Raw genomic sequence first — 15,233 nt, forward strand, 5'->3', positions numbered from 1 at the left:
CCCCTGCGCCGCCGGGCCCCGCCTCAGCCGAGGGACTGCGCCGCCTCCACGAATGCCGTGACCAGGGGCGAGCGGCGGCCGGCCGCCCAGGCCAGCAGCACCTGGTCGGGTTCGGCGTCGGTGACCGGTACGTAGGCGATGTCCGGGCGGGAGTACTGCTCGGCGACCGAGCGCGGCACGAGCGTGACGGCGGTGCCCGCGGCCACGCATTCGAACTTCTCCTCGATGGTACGAATCGGCAGGGCGCCCGGCCTCGGGGTGGCGTAGTGCAGCCACGTCTCCCCGTCGAGGTCGGCGAGCGACAGCTCCTGCTTCCCGGCGAGGCGGTGGCCGTCCGGCAGCATCGCCACGCGCGGTTCGCTGTACAGGGGCCGCAGTTCCAGGCCCTCCTCCCGCACCGGCCGCCGTACGAAGGCGACGTCCACGGTGCCGTCGAGGATCAGCCGTTCCTGGTCGTCCCACTCGACCCTGCGGGCGTTGCCCTCGACGTCCGGGTGCCCGGCCGCGAAGGCGCGCAGGGCCGGGGTGACCACGACACCGGCGCGGAACCCGACCACGAGCCGCCGCGGTCCCCGGGCGGCCCGCAGGACGCGGCGCCGGGTGCCGTCGGCCATATCCAGCAACTGTCGTGCGTCGTCGCGGAGTTGACGTCCAGCGTCGGTCAAGGTCACGCCGTGGCTGTCGCGTACGAAGAGCTCGGTGCCCAGGTCCTTCTCCAGGGCACGTATCTGACGGCTCAGCACCGGCTGGGCGATGTGCAGCCGCTCGGCGGCACGGCCGAAGTGGAGGAGTTCGGCGACCGCGACGAAGTAGCGGACCTTGCGCAGATCCAGGTCCATGGCTGCCCCCTTCACGTCTCCACTCGCAGGGGTGGTGATGCCTTCAGGGTATCGCCGCGGCCGAAAGAGGTCTTGGACGCGAGACACCCTCGCGTCTCAGGCTGGAACCGTCCGAACGGGACGGAACACCGGTATCGAGAGGGGCTTGCCATGGGTCTGCGGGAACAGCGTGTCGTCGTCATCGGGGGCACGTCGGGCATCGGGCTCGCGGTCGCCGGGGGCGCCGCGGCGGAGGGTGCCGAGGTGGTGGTGGCCTCGCGTCGGCGGGAGAGCGTGGACGGGGCGCTGGAGCGGCTGCCGGCGGGGGCCGAGGGACATGTGCTGGACGCGACGGACGAGGACGCGGTACGCGGCTTCTTCGAGCGGGTCGGCGCGTTCGACCACCTGGTGTACACCGCGGGTGAGTCGCTGCTGCTGGAGCCGCTGGCCGAGGCGGACGTCGCACGGGCGCGCAGGTTCCTGGACACGCGGCTGTGGGGTGCGTACACGGCGGTGAAGCACGGCGCCGGGTCGATCCGTCCGGGTGGGTCGGTGGTGCTGACGACGGGGACGGCGGGGCGCCGGCCGCTGCCGGGTTCGAGTGCCGCGTCGGCGCTGTGCGGAGCGATGGAGTCGCTGACCCGGGCGCTGGCCGTGGAGCTGGCGCCGCTGCGGGTCAATGTGGTCTCGCCCGGGATGGTGCGCACCGAGCTGTGGCGGGAGCTGCCCGAGGAGGCGCGGAAGGAACTTTTCCGTTCCGCCGAGTCGCTGCCGGTGGGGCGGATCGGCGAGCCGGCGGATGTGGCGGAGGCCTATCTGTATCTGATGCGTGGGGGGTACAGCACCGGTTCGGTGGTGGTCGTGGACGGGGGCGGCACGCTGGTGTGAGGGGTCAGGCGGGCGTGAGGCGTACGCCGGCGGCGGGCACGACGGTGCCGAGCCGGGGGAAGTCGAGCCGGACGGACGCCTCGTGCTCGGCGGCGGTGAAGGCGGCCATGGCGTCCTCGACGAAGACGAGGTCGTAGCCGAGGTCGGCGGCGGCGCGGGCGGTGGACTCGACGCCGAGGTTGGTGGCGATGCCGCCGAACACCAGGGTGGTGACGCCGCGTTCGCGCAGCCGCTCGTCGAGGCCGGTGCCCTGGAAGGCGCCGATGGTCCGCTTGACCACCTCCAGGTCGCCGCCTTGGGCGAGGCCGGGCACGAGCGAGCTGCCGGGCGGCTGCTCGGCGACCGAGGGGCGTTCGACCCGGACGAGCACGACGGGCGCTCCGGCGGCGCGGAAGGCGCGCGCCAACTCCTCGGCGACGGCCAGAACTTCGGTGCCTTTGCGGGGTTCCAGGGGCAGCGCGACGATGCGTTCCATCAGGTCGACGAGGACCAGGGCGGTGCGCTGGGGATCGAGCACGGGAGCTGCGGTCATGACGGAACGTTAGCCGTCGTCAGCCGTCCGTGCCGGAAATCCGGATCAACAGGCCCGTGAACTGATCACGTTCGGCGGCCGTCAGCGGGGCGAGCAGCTCGTCGTTGGCCTCGCGGGCCGCCTTCTCGCAGCGCGCGAGGAGGCGGGCACCGTCGTCGGTGAGGGACACGGCGTTCTTGCGCCGGTCCCTGGGATCGGGGGCGCGCACGACGTGACCGGCGGACTGCAGGTCGTTGAGCACGCCGACCAGGTCCTTGGGGTCCAGGCCCACGCCGCGGCCGAGGTCGGCCTGGGCGACGGGCTGGAGGTCGCGGACGGCGGAGAGGACCACGTGGTGCCACATCTTCTGCCCCTCGGCCGCGAGGGCGGCGGCGACCAGGGCGCGGCCCCGTGCGGCGGCGCGACCGAGGAGCCAGCTGGGCAGGGAGCGGATCGCGGGCAGGGGTGCTTCGGCCATGGCGGCAGCCTATCCAGAAACCGTTGGACCTCCCAACGAAGTTCCCCTACCGTTGGGGCTCCCAACGAATTTATGGGTGTCCCCGACGATCGAGGGGCCGGGATCGCCCGGCCGTGGAGGTATGCGCCATGCGTCGCGTCCGGTACGAGTCCACCGGTGGCCCGCTGTTCCTCGAGGAGGCTCCCGTCCCGGAGCCGGGGCCCGGGGAGCTGCTGGTGCGCTGCGCGGCGGTCGGCGTCACCCTGCCCGTGGTCCGCAAGGTGACCGAGGCCTCGGAGCCGATCGCGCTGGGCGGGGAGATCGCCGGCGAGGTGGTGGCGGCCGGCGAGGGCGTGACCCGCTTCCGTCCGGGCGAGAGGGTGACCGGACTCTGCTTCGGGCACGGATACGCCGACTTCGCCCTCCTGCACGAGGCCATGGCCACCCCGGTCCCGGACGCCGCCGACGCCGTGGACGCGGTCGCACTGGTGCGCAGCGGCCTCGTGGCGTACGGGGCGCTGCAGGCGGCGCGCCCGGCGCCGGGCGAGTCGGTCCTCGTCACGGCGGCGGCGAGCGGTGTCGGGCACCTGGCCGTACAGCTGGCGCGGGCACGGGGCGCGGGACGGGTCGTCGGGGCCGTGTCCGACCCGGCGAAGGCGGACTTCGTCCGCTCGCTCGGCGCGGACGACTGCGTGCAGTACGGCGACGACAGCTGGGGAGAACCCGTCGACTGCGTCCTGGACGCGGTCGGCGGTGATCTGCTCACTCCCGCCCTCGCCGCCCTCGCCCCGCACGGCCGCCTCGTCGCCTACAGCTCGGGCGGCGGCACCATCCAGGCGTACGACCTGCTGGTGGGCGCCAAGTCGGTGATCGGGTTCCAGATGGCCCTGATCGCCCGCGGCCGTCCGGACCTGTACGAGCAGTGGCGCCGGGACCTGTGGCGGCTGTTCGCCGAGGGAGCCCTGAAGCCCGCCGTGCACGCCGAGTTCGCACTTCAGGACGCCGCCGAGGCGCACGAGGCGATCGAGACGCGGGCCAACCTCGGCAAGGTCGTGCTGCGCCCGTAGGCACTTCGCGTGCTCCTTGTGCTGCACGCTTCTTGTGGGGCGCCCGCGGCCGCAACTACCGTCGACAGTGCGCACGTTGGACATGGGATGTCCGGATGTCCAGATGTCCGGCCGACGAAGGGCAAGGTCGCACCATGCCGTCAGGTCTTCCCGCCCGCCTCAGATCCGCACTCGCCATCGCCCTCACGACGGCGGCACTGCTCCTGGTGCCGCTCGCAACCCCCCACCCGGCACATGCCCAGCCCTCCGCAAAGTCCACCGAGTTCGCGCAGCAGGTGCTCTTCAAGGCGTCCCAGGACCCCGGCTACGCCTGCTTCCGCATACCGGCGATCGTGAAGACGAACGACGGCACCCTGCTGGCGTTCGCCGAGGGACGGGTCCTCAACTGCGGGGACGCCGCCGACATCGACATCGTGGTCAAGCGCTCCACCGACGGCGGCCGCACCTGGGGCCCGCTGCAGGTGGTCAACGACGGCGGCGGCGACACCCACGGCAACCCGGCGCCGATCGTGGACCGCGAGACGGGCCGGGTCTGGCTCGCCGAGACGTACAACACCGGCCGCACCGACAGCGCCAGTTGCTCGGTCCCCTGTGACCGCACCCCGCACCTGCAGTACAGCGACGACGACGGCAGGACCTGGTCCGCGCCGCGCGATCTGAGCCCGGAGATCCTGCCCGCCGACTGGAACTCCTGGTACGCGACCGGTCCGGTGCACGGCATCCAGCTCACCAAGGGCCGCTACGCGGGCCGGCTGGTCTTCGGGGTCAACACCGAGACCTGGGACGGCAGCCGGGTCACCGCCAACCACGCGGCGCTGATCGTCAGCGACGACCACGGCGGCCACTGGCGGATCGGCGCCACCGACACCTGGCCCATCGCCGACGACGGCACCTTCCGGCAGAAGCCGTCCGAGCTGACCCTGGCCGAGCGCGGCGACGGCTCCCTCCTGGTCAGCGGACGGGAGCAGGACGGCACCGACCTCGGCCACCGCACCCAGGCCGTCAGCCGTGACGGCGGCGACAGCTTCACCGCGCCGTTCCACGACCTGCCCGACCTGTACGCCCCGATGGTGCAGGGTTCGCTGCTGCGCCTCGGCGGCCGCCTGCTGCTGGCCTGCCCCGCCGACCCCGACCGGCGGCGGACGATGATGATCCGCTCCTCCTACGACGGCGGCCGTACCTGGGACAGCGTGGATCGCGGCACGGTCGTCACCACGGACTGGTCCGGCTACTCCGACATGGTCCGCGCGGACGGCGACACGGTGGGCCTGATCTACGAGGGCGGCGCGGTGGACGCGCGCGACGAGATCCGCTTCGCCCGCTTCACCGAGGACTGGCTCGCCCCGCGCCGCGGCCCCGACCCGGTCACCCCCGACCTCGCCCCGCACGCCCGCCCGGCGGCGGTGCTCGGCGGCACGGAGGAGACGGACGGCGTCTTCGGCGGCGCCCTGCGGTTCGACGGCACCGACGACGCCGTACGCCTGCCGTACAGCAGTGCGCTCCCGCTGGGCACCAAGGACTTCACGGCGTCCCTGTGGTTCCGGTACACGGCCACGACCGGGGAGCAGCCACTGCTGTGGATGGGCGGGATCGGCACCACGCAGCCGCAGGTGTGGGTGCGCGGGGAGCCGGCGAACAACCGCGTCCAGGGGCTGATCACGGTCCGGGACGGGGCGATCGCGCCGCAGACCGCCTTCGTGCGCACGACCACCGCGTACAACGACGGCCAGTGGCATCACCTGGTGCTGCGCCGGGGCGGCGGGCGGCTGTCGTTGTTCGTCGACGGCACGGAGACGTCCGTCGCCGACATCCCGGGATCGGTCAGCCGCAACTCCCCCTTCGGCGTGCACATCGGCCAGCGCATGGACAGCCGGGCCTTCTTCACCGGCGCGATCGACGAGGTGCACGTCTGGGACCGGGCGCTCACCGACGAGGAGCTGTCCGACCCGAAGGCACTGCGGTCACCGAAGGACACGGTCCTGTGGCTGCCCCTGGACCGCGTGAGCGGCTGACGCGGTGACGGCGTCCGGGGCCCCCTCCGGGTCCCGGGCCCGACGCTTGGCGATGACCGCGCACACCATCAGCTGCATCTGGTGGAACAGCATCAGCGGCAGCACGGCGAGCGAGGCGTGGGCGCCGAACAGGACACTGGCCATGGGCAGCCCGGAGGCGAGGGACTTCTTCGACCCGGCGAACTGGATGGCGATCCTGTCCTCCCGGCCGAAACCGAGCGCCCTGCCGCCGTACCAGCTCAGGACGAGCATCACGGCGAGCAGCGCGGCCTCGACGACGAGCAGCCCGCCGAGCCGGGCGGGGCTCACCTGGTGCCATATGCCCCGGACCATGCCCTCGCTGAAGGCGGTGTAGACGACCAGCAGGATCGAGCCGCGGTCGACCAGCCCGAGGATCCTCTTGTGCCGGGCGACGAAATCTCCGATCCAGCGCCGCAGCAGCTGCCCCGCGAGGAACGGCACCAGCAACTGGAGCACGATCTTGACCAGCGAGTCGGCGGAGAACCCCCCGCCGCTGTTGCCCAGCAGCCCGGCCGCCAGCAGCGGGGTGAAGAGGATGCCGACGAGGGAGGAGAAGGAGCCCGCGCAGATCGCCGCGGGCACGTTTCCCCGCGCGATCGAGGTGAAGGCGATGGACGACTGGATCGTGGACGGCACCAGTGTCAGGAACAGCAGCCCCTGGTAGAGCGGCTGGGTCAGCAGCACCGGCACGAGAGAGCGCGCCGCCAGACCGAACACCGGGAAGAGCACGAACGTGCAGACCAGCACGGTCGCATGGAGCCGCCAGTGGCGCAGCCCGTCCAGCGCCTCCCGGGTGGAGAGCCGGGCTCCGTACAGGAAGAAGAGGAAGGCGATCGCGGCCGTCGACGCTCCCGAGGCCACGTCGGCGGCGGCGCCCCGGGCCGGCAGCAGCGCGGCGAGGCCCACGGTCCCGAGCAGCAGGACGATGTACGGGTCGATCGGCATCCGACTCGGCCGGCGCAGGCGTTTCACAGTGCTCCGATTGCTGTGCGTGTACGCGTCCGTCTCTGTACGCGTCTGCTGATGTGTCGTTTCCTCGGCGGGCCCGCAGGGCCCCCCTCCATCGTCCTCCCCGGGGCAGCGATCGGGAATCCCACATACCACTCTGACTGCCATCATGATTCGCGATAGCAGCGTAGCCTGGCGGGTGTGTACGACCCCACGCAGCTGCGGACCTTCCTGGCCGTGGCCCAGACACTGAGCTTCACGCAGGCCGCGCGCCGGCTCGGGCTGCGGCAGTCCACGGTCAGCCAGCACGTGCGCCGACTGGAGGACACGACCGGACGGCAGCTGTTCACCCGGGACACCCATGCGGTGGAGCTGACCGAGGACGGCGAGGCCATGCTCGGCTTCGCCCGGCGGATCCTGCAGGTCCATGAACAGGCGACGGCGTTCTTCACCGGCACCCGGGTGCGCGGCCGGCTCCGGTTCGGCGCGTCGGAGGACTTCGTGCTCACCCGGCTGCCGGAGATCCTGGAGGCCTTCCGCTACGACCATCCCGAGGTCGACCTCGAGCTGACGGTCGAGCTGTCCGGCACCCTGCACGAGCGGCTGGCCGCCGGGAAACTGGACCTGGTGCTGGCCAAGCGGCGCCCGGAGGACCCCCGGGGCGAGCTGGTCTGGCGCGACGACCTGGTGTGGATCGGGGCCGAGCGGCTGCGCCTGGACGCCGACCGGCCCGTCCCGCTGATCGTGTACCCCCCGCCCGGCATCACGCGGGCCCGTGCGCTCGAGGTGCTGGAGCGGGAGGGCCGCGCCTGGCGGATCGCGTGCACCAGCGGCAGCCTCAACGGTCTGATCGCGGCGGCCCGCGCCGGGCTCGGCGTGATGGCCCACTCCCGGCGCCTGATCCCGCCGGGCCTGTTCCGGCTGCCGGACCGCGCCGGCCTGCCCGACCTGGGCAGGATCGACTTCGTGCTCGTCCACGGCCGCCGCCGGAGCACCGCGGAGGAGGCCGCGAACGCGCTGGCGGCGGCGATCCTGGCGGGCGGGGAGCGGCTGCGGCGGCGAGGGGGCTGACGCCGACGGTCAGCGGGGCACCGGGTACGTCAGCCGGTGCCCGGGTTCGTGCCTCGGCGTGGCCGTCGTCGGCACCGTGCTCACCTCGCTGCGCGCGGCTTCCCGCGGCACACCCAGCGTTGCCGCGTTCGCCTCGGGGCCGAACGGCGCGCTGGTGACGGCGGGTCTTGCGGGGGTGGCCGCGGGCGCGCGGGTGCCGTGCCGCGTATGCGGCGATGGGCGCGGTGTGCACCGTAATCGCCGCGTACAGATTCGGTGGAGATTACGGCACCGAAACTTACTGACCCGTCAGTACTGTGTCCGTCCCTTCCCCATGTGCGGGCATTTTCCGGTGACCGCCGGACGGAAACGTGAGCTTTGCTGGGTTTCCGCCCCCCTCCCGCCCGGTGACGGCGTGGGGTAGCTTTCACCGCGCTGTGCCGAGCATCACGGGCGTGACCATGCAGCGAGGATCGGGGAGCGAGGTTTGCGCGAGTTCACCAACCCGCCGCTCACGTCGGCGCCGCCGGTGGGCGGTCTGGCCGACGTGGTCTTCGAGCATGCCCTGGCGGACCCGGCGCACATCGCCCTCGGCCGCAAGGACGCCTCCGGACAGTGGCGGGACGTGTCCTCCGCCGAGTTCCGCGACGAGGTCCTGGCCCTCGCCAAGGGCCTGCTCGCACGCGGCATCCGCTTCGGCGACCGCGTCGCCATCATGTCCCGCACCCGCTACGAGTGGACCCTGTTCGACTTCGCCCTGTGGTCGATCGGCGCCCAGGTGGTGCCCGTCTACCCGACGTCCTCGGCCGAGCAGTGCTTCTGGATGCTCTTCGACGCCGAGGTGTCCGCGGCGATCGTGGAGCACGAGGACCACGCGATGACCATCGCCACCGTCATCGACCGCCTCCCTCAGCTGCGCCAGCTGTGGCAGCTGGACTCCGGATGTGTGCAGGAGCTGTACGACGCCGGGGCGCACCTGGACGACGAGCTGGTGCACCGGCACCGGCAGGCGGTCACCCCGGACTCGATCGCCACCGTCATCTACACCTCGGGCACCACCGGCCGCCCCAAGGGTTGTGTCCTCTCGCACGCCAACTTCATGTACGAGGCCGACACCATGATCCAGCGGTGGCAGCCGGTGTTCCACACCAAGAAGGACGACGAGGCCTCGACACTGCTGTTCCTGCCGCTCGCGCACGTCTTCGGGCGGATGGTGGAGGTCGCCGCGATCCGCGGCCGGGTCCGCTTCGGGCACCAGCCTCAGCTGAACGCCGCCGCCCTGCTGCCCGACCTGCAGGCGTTCCGGCCGACGTTCATCCTCGCGGTGCCGTACATCTTCGAGAAGGTCTTCAACGCCGCGCGCCGGAAGGCGGAGAAGGAAGGCCGGTCCGGACCGTTCGAGAAGGCGGTCGACATCGCGGTGAAGTACGCGGAGGCCGTGGAGGCCAAGGCGTGGGGCACCGGGCCCGGCCCGTCGGCGGGGCTGCGCATGCAGCACCAGCTCTTCGACAAGCTCGTCTACTCCAAGGTCCGCGCGGCGATGGGCGGCCGGATACGCAACGCGATGTCCGGCGGTTCGGGGATGGACCGCCGGCTCGGGCTGTTCTTCGCGGGCGCCGGTGTGCAGATCTACGAGGGCTACGGCCTGACCGAGTCGACGGCCGCGGCGACCGCCAACCCGCCCGAGCGCACCCGCTACGGCACCGTCGGCCAGGCCATTCCCGGCGTGACCGTGCACATCGCCGACGACGGGGAGATCTGGCTGCACGGCGGAAACGTCTTCCAGGGCTATCTCAACAACCCGAAGGCCACCGACCAGACCCTGCACGAGGGCTGGCTGGCCACCGGCGACCTCGGCTCGCTGGACGAGGACGGCTATCTGACCATCACCGGCCGCAAGAAGGAGATCCTGGTGACCTCCGGCGGCAAGAGCGTCTCCCCCGGTGTGCTGGAGGAGCGGGTCCGCGAGCATCCCCTGGTCAACCAGTGCATCGTCGTGGGCAACGACCGCCCCTACATCGCCGCCCTGGTCACCCTGGACCAGGAGGCCGTGGAGCACTGGCTGCAGATGCGCGGTAAGCCGAGGATGACCGCGGCCCAGCTGGTGCGCGACCCGGACCTGGAGACGGAGGTGCGGCGGGCGGTGGTCGCCGCCAACACCCTCGTCTCCCAGGCCGAGTCGATCCGTACCTTCCGCATCCTCGCGCAGCCCTTCACCGAGGAACACGGTCTGCTCACACCGTCGTTGAAGCTGAAGCGGAAGGCGATCGAGAAGGCCTACGACACCGAGGTCGAGGCCCTCTACCGGACCTGACGTCCCATCACCTGCGCTCGGTCAGCCGATGTCGGCGCGGAAGATCTTGTCGGATCCGTCCGCTGCGCCTCCGTTGCAGCCGCGGTTGGCGGTGGACACCCACAACTGGTCGATCGTCCGCCCCGGCCAACGGTCCGGACCGAAAACGTCGGATGCGCTTCCGGCCGATCTCCGCCCCCGGGGGCTGACTGACCGGTCGGTCCAAGCGGATCGGGCGGTCAGGAATGCATCACGGCACCTGATCGTTGACCATGGGAGTACCACCTGTCGACAACCGAAGGATCAAGAGGCTCGTGAGCAGCAAGGTCCCCCCGATCATCCTGAACAACGGCGTCGAGATGCCCCAGCTGGGCTACGGCGTCTGGCAGGTGCCGGACGACGAGGCCGAGCGGACCGTCGCCACGGCACTGGAAGCCGGTTACCGCAGCATCGACACCGCGGCGATCTACGGCAATGAAGAGGGCACCGGCAAGGCCATCGCCGCCTCCGGCCTGCCCCGCGAGGACATCTTCGTCACCACCAAGCTCTGGAACGCCGACCACGGGTACGACTCCACGCTGCGGGCGTTCGACGCGTCCCTGGAGAAGCTCGGGCTCGACTACGTCGACCTGTACCTGATCCACTGGCCGCTGCCGTCCCGCGGCGCCTACATCGACACCTACAAGGCGTTCGAGAAGCTGCTCGCCGACAAGCGGGTGCGCGCCATCGGCGTGTCCAACTTCCTTCCCGAGCACCTGCGGCGGCTGATCTCCGAGACCTCCGTCATCCCGGCGGTCAACCAGATCGAGCTGCACCCGCATCTGCAGCAGCACGCCGCCCGCGAGTTCCACGCCGAGCAGGGCATCGCGACCGAGGCCTGGTCGCCGCTCGGCCAGGGCAGGGGCCTGCTGGAGGTGCCGGCGATCGTGGCCATCGCCCAGAAGCACGGCCGTACCCCGGCCCAGGTCGTACTGCGCTGGCACGTCCAGCTCGGAAACGTCGTGATCCCGAAGTCCGTGACGCCGTCCCGGATCAGGGAGAACATCGAGGTCTTCGACTTCAGCCTGGACGACGAGGACCTCGCGGCGATCAGCGCGCTCAACGAGGACCGGCGCCTGGGCCCCGACCCGGCCACCTTCGACATGGGCTGACACCCCCGCCCGCCACGGCCGTCCGCCCGCACAGCGGGACGGGCGGCCGTTTTCCACTGTTTTCCGCCGCCCCCGCGGGGAGCGGCGCGCTCAGTCGCCCCGTACGTCCGCGTGGACGATCTCGAACTCCTCCAGGGCGACCACGGTGACGTGCGCCTTTGCCGCGCCCTCGCGGCGGATCGCGGCATGCCGGGCCCGGCTCGCCGCGAGCGACACGCGGTCGGCGAACAGGACGCCGGCCATGCCTCGGCCGCGTTCCCGGTCCAGGAAGAGAGCCGCGCCGCCGAAACCGGACAGCACCTCCAGCCGGGCCAGCACGCCGGTGTGGAAGGTGTCGGCGGCGAGGTCCGCGTCCGCCGGGTCGAGCTCGAACCGGGAGACCCGCAGCCCGCCACCGGTGAGGGCCCGGTGCCCGGTGTGGAACACGGCGGCCTCGTAGTTCTCGACCGCGACGGTCCCGGCGAAGGGCTGCAGCAGTTCCGGCCGCCGCGCGCTCATCACCTCGTCGCTGTTGCGGCGCGCCTCCGCGGACTCCCACCAGCTGACCGTGAGCAGTTTTCCCAGCTCACGGTCGACGAAGACGCCGGCGCCCCGATAGCCGGGCCGTTCCTCCAGCAGGTCGTGGCCCCGGGTGTTCAGCGCCCCGACGGCCGTTCCCAGTCGCGCCGGATCGCCGGTCGCGTACACCGTGCGTACGAACATGCGCCTCGCCTCCCGAAGCCGTGACCGTGGCGGCCGACGGCGGCAGACATATCCGGATAGACCGCTTTCTTCAGTCTTGTCACGGGTCTCAAATCACCGCAATGCGCACAGGATTCGGGAGTCCGCAACCGTAGGGTTGACGAGGACATGGCGATGGGTCCACGGTGTACGGCACCTGGTAAGGAAACTTTCCTAACAGAAGGGCCCCCACAGTGCGCCTTCGAACCCTGACCCTCGCCGCGGCCTCCGGGGCCGCCCTGCTCGCCGCCGGAGTGCTTCCCGCCCACGCCTCCGCCGGCTCGACGGCGCGGAGCGTCCCGGCCTCCGCCCAGGAGGGCTCGGTCAGCGCGGCCGACCTGCTCGCCAAGGTCAAGACGTGTTCGCAGATATCGAACGGCAAGTACAGGACGGACGACGAGACGTCGGCCACGGTCCCCGTGTGCGGCAAGAACGGCGCGGTGTTCTGGAAGGCCGACATGGACATCGACTGCGACGGCCAGCGCACCACCGACTGCAACGAGAACCGCGACCCCTGGTATCAGGACGACACCGCTTTCCACCAGTCCGACGGCAAGCCGCTCAGGGCGGAGTCGCTCCCGTACGTCGTGGTGCCCAGCTCCAGCAGCATCTGGAACTACTCGAGCGCCGGCATCAAGGGCGGCGGCGTGGTCGCCGTCATCTACAACAACAAGGTGGAGTACGCCGTCGTCGGCGACACCGGCCCCACGCAGATCATCGGCGAGGCCTCGTACGCCACCGCCAAGGCGCTGGGCATCGACCCGGACCCGGCCACCGGCGGCGCCGACTCGGGCGTGACCTACATCCTCTTCAAGAACTCCAAGGTCTCCCCCATCGAGAGCCACAGCGCCGCGGTCTCGCTCGGGGACCAGCTGGCCAAGCAGTTCCTGGCCAACAACTGACCTCCCCCGTACGTCAGTTGGGCTGACCCAACGGGCGTACGACCACGGTGTTGACGTCCACCCCGGCCGGCTGCCGGATCGCCCAGACCACCGAGTCGGCGATCTGGTCGGCGGTCAGCAGATTCCCCGGGGGCAGGCTGCCGAGGCCGTCCCAGAAAGGGGTCTCCACCCGGCCGGGGGCGACCAGCGTCACTCCGATCCCGAACTCCGTGACCTGGCGCCGGGTGTTCTCGGCGAGCCCGGTGACCGCCCACTTCGTGGCGCCGTAGAGGTTGCCCGGGGTGTTCACGAACCCGGCGACGCTGCCGATGAGCACGATCCGGCCGCGGGACTCCTTGAGCGCCTCGACGGAGGCCCGGATCAGCAGAGCCGGACCGAGGACGTTGGTGAGCACCATCTCGGTCCAGCCGGCCGGATCGCCCTCGGCGACCGTGTCGTGGGTGGCGAAGCCGGCGTTGGCGACGACGGTGTCCAGTCGGCCGTACGCCTTGAGCGTACGGCCGACGGCATCTCGCATGTCGTCGAACGCCGAGGCGTTGCCGGCGACGGTCAGCAGGCCCTCGGGGTTGCCGAGCCCGTCGGCGAAGTCTCGCAGCCGGGCCTCCGTACGGCCGGTGACGGTGACCCGGTGGCCGGCGGCCAGCAACTGCCGGGCGGCGGCTGCGCCGATGCCGGTGGCGCCGCCGGTGACGAGTGCGACCGGAGAGTCGTTCACGGTTTCCCCCTGTGTGTCGGTGACGCACGGGAGTCCATCACGTGGAGCGCGCTCGAAGTCAAGTGCCCCTCCGGGCAGGGCGGTACGACACCGACGTCGCCCGGCAGGTCGGGGTACCCGCCTCGGCCGCCGTCTGCGCGGCTCGTAGGCGAACCGCCGGGCCCCTCCGGCCCCCGGACGGAAGCGGCGCACCGTCGTACGCCGCCCCCGGCGCCGCCTGGTCAGACGGGCCGTACGGCCCGGTACACCGTGTGGGCCGTCAGGACGAAGATGTCGGGCCGTCGGTGGGCGCTGCCGGGATCGGCGGGGTCCAGCAGCCGGTCGAGGGTGGCGAGGTCCTCGGCGTCCAGGGCGTCGGCGTGGACCTCCCGGGCGCGGGTCAGCGCGCCGACGACGAAGGCGCGGGTCCGCTCCGTGGCGGGGGCCGGCAGGTCGAGGAGGAAGCTGCGGGTGCCCGTGTGCTTCAGGCCGGCCGCGGCGAGCAGCGCGGGCCAGTCCTCGGTCTCGGCGACCGAGCCGGGCAGCTCGGCGCGCATCCGCGCGAAGCGCTCCTCCTGGGCCACGTCGAGGCGGGCCTGCAGTCCGGGACGGCCGAAGCCGAGGTCACGCGGCAGACAGCGGCTGGGCAGGCCGCCCTCCAGGATGGCCAGCGTGCCGCCCGGGGCGAGGCCGTCGGCGAACGCGGCCAGCGCGGCCTTCTGGTCACCGAGGTGGTGCAGACTGCGGCTGGCCCACAGCAGGTCCACCGGATACTCCAACTCCACCAGGGATCCGGGGAGTTCACCGGCCAGGGTGTCGAACCGATCGGCGAAGCCCTGGCGGGCGGCACGGGCCCGGGCGCGCTCCAGCAGCGGCTCCGAGCCGTCGGCGGCGACCACGCGCGCGCCGGGGAACGTCTCCGCCATCAGGCAGGCGATCACCCCGGGCCCGCTGCCCGCGTCCACGACCAGCCCGGGCTCGGTCACGTCCGTGCCCAGCCAGTTCAGTGCGCGCGCGTACAGCGGGCCGAGCAGCTCGGCCTCCGCCTCCAGCAGCGCCGCCATGGCGGCCCAGTCGACGTCGCCCCCGTGGCCGTGGCCGTGCTGTGCGGGGTGCCCGTGGGGGGCCTGGTGGTCGTGTGCCATGTCGGTCTGCCTCTCGCTCGGTTGCGGCCAGCGTGCGACGGCGCACGGGACGACGCCACTTTCGTTGCCGGTGCCGCAAAAAATTGCCGGAACAGCAAAACTGGGTGCGGGAAAGGGGACGGGCCGGCGTAGGGCTCCGTGGACGACGAGCTCGTGGAGCGGTCTCCCACGGCCTGCTCAGATGGGGCGCAGGCCAGGTACAAGACCGGTTTGTACGGCGCCAAGTGCACGGCCACTACCGGCGGCCTGCGGCGGGTGTGAGCTTCGAGACAGAAGGTCCCACTCGCCCAAGGAGGACGACATGCGAACCGTGACACTCGGAGCATCCGGCCTGAAGGTGACCCCTCTGGCCTACGGCACCTGGCAGTTCGGCGGGGACTGGGGACCCGTCGACGAGCGCGCCGCGATCGAGACGATCGGACTCGCGAGGTCGACGGGCATCAACTTCTTCGACACCGCCCAGGCCTACGGGTTCGGCCGCGCCGAGCGGCGGCTCGGGGCCGCCCAGTCCCACCAGCATGGGGGGGCCCCCCCCAAGGGTGTGTTTGGCACCAAA

Annotated in this window: 15 protein-coding genes; 8 read left to right on the plus strand and 7 right to left on the minus strand. The window is 71.8% G+C overall.

All coding sequences use genetic code 11. The features are described from left to right. Nucleotides 1-23: 23 nt before the first annotated feature. Nucleotides 24-839, minus strand: a complete 816-nt coding sequence (locus AB0L59_RS27760) for a LysR substrate-binding domain-containing protein (protein ID WP_365588770.1) — start codon at nucleotides 837-839, stop codon at nucleotides 24-26. 150 nt (nucleotides 840-989) lie between these two features. Here AB0L59_RS27760 and AB0L59_RS27765 point away from each other — a divergent pair, with 150 nt between their 5' ends. Beyond that, on the plus strand, nucleotides 990-1,706 hold the full coding sequence (locus AB0L59_RS27765; protein WP_365588773.1) for an SDR family oxidoreductase: 717 nt from the start codon (nucleotides 990-992) through the stop codon (nucleotides 1,704-1,706). A 4-nt stretch (nucleotides 1,707-1,710) separates the two neighbouring features. Here AB0L59_RS27765 and AB0L59_RS27770 read toward each other — a convergent pair whose 3' ends face one another. Both AB0L59_RS27770 and AB0L59_RS27775 read right to left on the minus strand, forming a co-directional pair. Then, nucleotides 1,711-2,238: an isochorismatase family protein gene (locus tag AB0L59_RS27770; RefSeq protein ID WP_365588775.1), complete on the minus strand. Its 528-nt coding sequence runs from the start codon at nucleotides 2,236-2,238 to the stop codon at nucleotides 1,711-1,713. A gap of 19 nt (nucleotides 2,239-2,257) precedes the next feature. Continuing rightward, entirely contained in the window at nucleotides 2,258-2,695 is a 438-nt protein-coding gene (locus AB0L59_RS27775) for a MarR family transcriptional regulator (protein ID WP_365588778.1), read from the minus strand. Nucleotides 2,696-2,823: 128 nt separating this feature from the next. On the opposite strand from AB0L59_RS27775, the gene AB0L59_RS27780 reads away from it, so the two are divergent. After that, nucleotides 2,824-3,741, plus strand: a complete 918-nt coding sequence (locus AB0L59_RS27780) for a zinc-binding dehydrogenase (RefSeq protein ID WP_365588780.1) — start codon at nucleotides 2,824-2,826, stop codon at nucleotides 3,739-3,741. 134 nt (nucleotides 3,742-3,875) lie between these two features. After that, nucleotides 3,876-5,753: a sialidase family protein gene (locus tag AB0L59_RS27785; RefSeq protein WP_365588781.1), complete on the plus strand. Its 1,878-nt coding sequence runs from the start codon at nucleotides 3,876-3,878 to the stop codon at nucleotides 5,751-5,753. Here the strand turns inward: AB0L59_RS27785 and AB0L59_RS27790 are convergent. Then, nucleotides 5,703-6,719 (minus strand): bile acid:sodium symporter family protein, encoded by a 1,017-nt coding sequence (locus AB0L59_RS27790; protein ID WP_365588784.1) that lies wholly within the window; start codon nucleotides 6,717-6,719, stop codon nucleotides 5,703-5,705. The genes AB0L59_RS27785 and AB0L59_RS27790 overlap by 51 nt on opposite strands. Nucleotides 6,720-6,923: 204 nt before the next feature. On the opposite strand from AB0L59_RS27790, the gene AB0L59_RS27795 reads away from it, so the two are divergent. From AB0L59_RS27795 to AB0L59_RS27805, 3 genes are all read left to right on the plus strand, one after another. Next, nucleotides 6,924-7,793: a LysR substrate-binding domain-containing protein gene (locus AB0L59_RS27795; RefSeq protein WP_365588787.1), complete on the plus strand. Its 870-nt coding sequence runs from the start codon at nucleotides 6,924-6,926 to the stop codon at nucleotides 7,791-7,793. Nucleotides 7,794-8,259: 466 nt separating this feature from the next. After that, a complete protein-coding gene (locus tag AB0L59_RS27800) occupies nucleotides 8,260-10,086 on the plus strand; it encodes an AMP-dependent synthetase/ligase (protein WP_365588789.1) in 1,827 nt (608 codons plus the stop codon). Nucleotides 10,087-10,379: 293 nt separating this feature from the next. Beyond that, nucleotides 10,380-11,216 (plus strand): aldo/keto reductase, encoded by an 837-nt coding sequence (locus tag AB0L59_RS27805; protein ID WP_365588791.1) that lies wholly within the window; start codon nucleotides 10,380-10,382, stop codon nucleotides 11,214-11,216. Nucleotides 11,217-11,306: 90 nt separating this feature from the next. On the opposite strand, the gene AB0L59_RS27810 is transcribed toward AB0L59_RS27805, so the two are convergent. Continuing rightward, entirely contained in the window at nucleotides 11,307-11,918 is a 612-nt protein-coding gene (locus AB0L59_RS27810; protein ID WP_365588792.1) for a hypothetical protein, read from the minus strand. Between the two features lie 212 nt (nucleotides 11,919-12,130). Between AB0L59_RS27810 and AB0L59_RS27815 the strand changes: the two genes are divergently transcribed. Next, nucleotides 12,131-12,838 (plus strand): glycoside hydrolase family 75 protein, encoded by a 708-nt coding sequence (locus AB0L59_RS27815; protein ID WP_365588794.1) that lies wholly within the window; start codon nucleotides 12,131-12,133, stop codon nucleotides 12,836-12,838. A gap of 13 nt (nucleotides 12,839-12,851) precedes the next feature. On the opposite strand, the gene AB0L59_RS27820 is transcribed toward AB0L59_RS27815, so the two are convergent. After that, nucleotides 12,852-13,553: an SDR family NAD(P)-dependent oxidoreductase gene (locus AB0L59_RS27820; protein ID WP_365588796.1), complete on the minus strand. Its 702-nt coding sequence runs from the start codon at nucleotides 13,551-13,553 to the stop codon at nucleotides 12,852-12,854. Between the two features lie 221 nt (nucleotides 13,554-13,774). Beyond that, nucleotides 13,775-14,677, minus strand: coding sequence for a class I SAM-dependent methyltransferase (locus AB0L59_RS27825; RefSeq protein WP_365588798.1), 903 nt, complete (start codon nucleotides 14,675-14,677; stop codon nucleotides 13,775-13,777). 301 nt (nucleotides 14,678-14,978) lie between these two features. On the opposite strand from AB0L59_RS27825, the gene AB0L59_RS27830 reads away from it, so the two are divergent. Beyond that, on the plus strand, nucleotides 14,979-15,233 hold a 255-nt coding region (locus tag AB0L59_RS27830; RefSeq protein WP_365588800.1), incomplete at its 3' end, for an aldo/keto reductase.

Source organism: Streptomyces sp. NPDC052109, assembly GCF_040680195.1.
Lineage (GTDB): Bacteria > Actinomycetota > Actinomycetes > Streptomycetales > Streptomycetaceae > Streptomyces.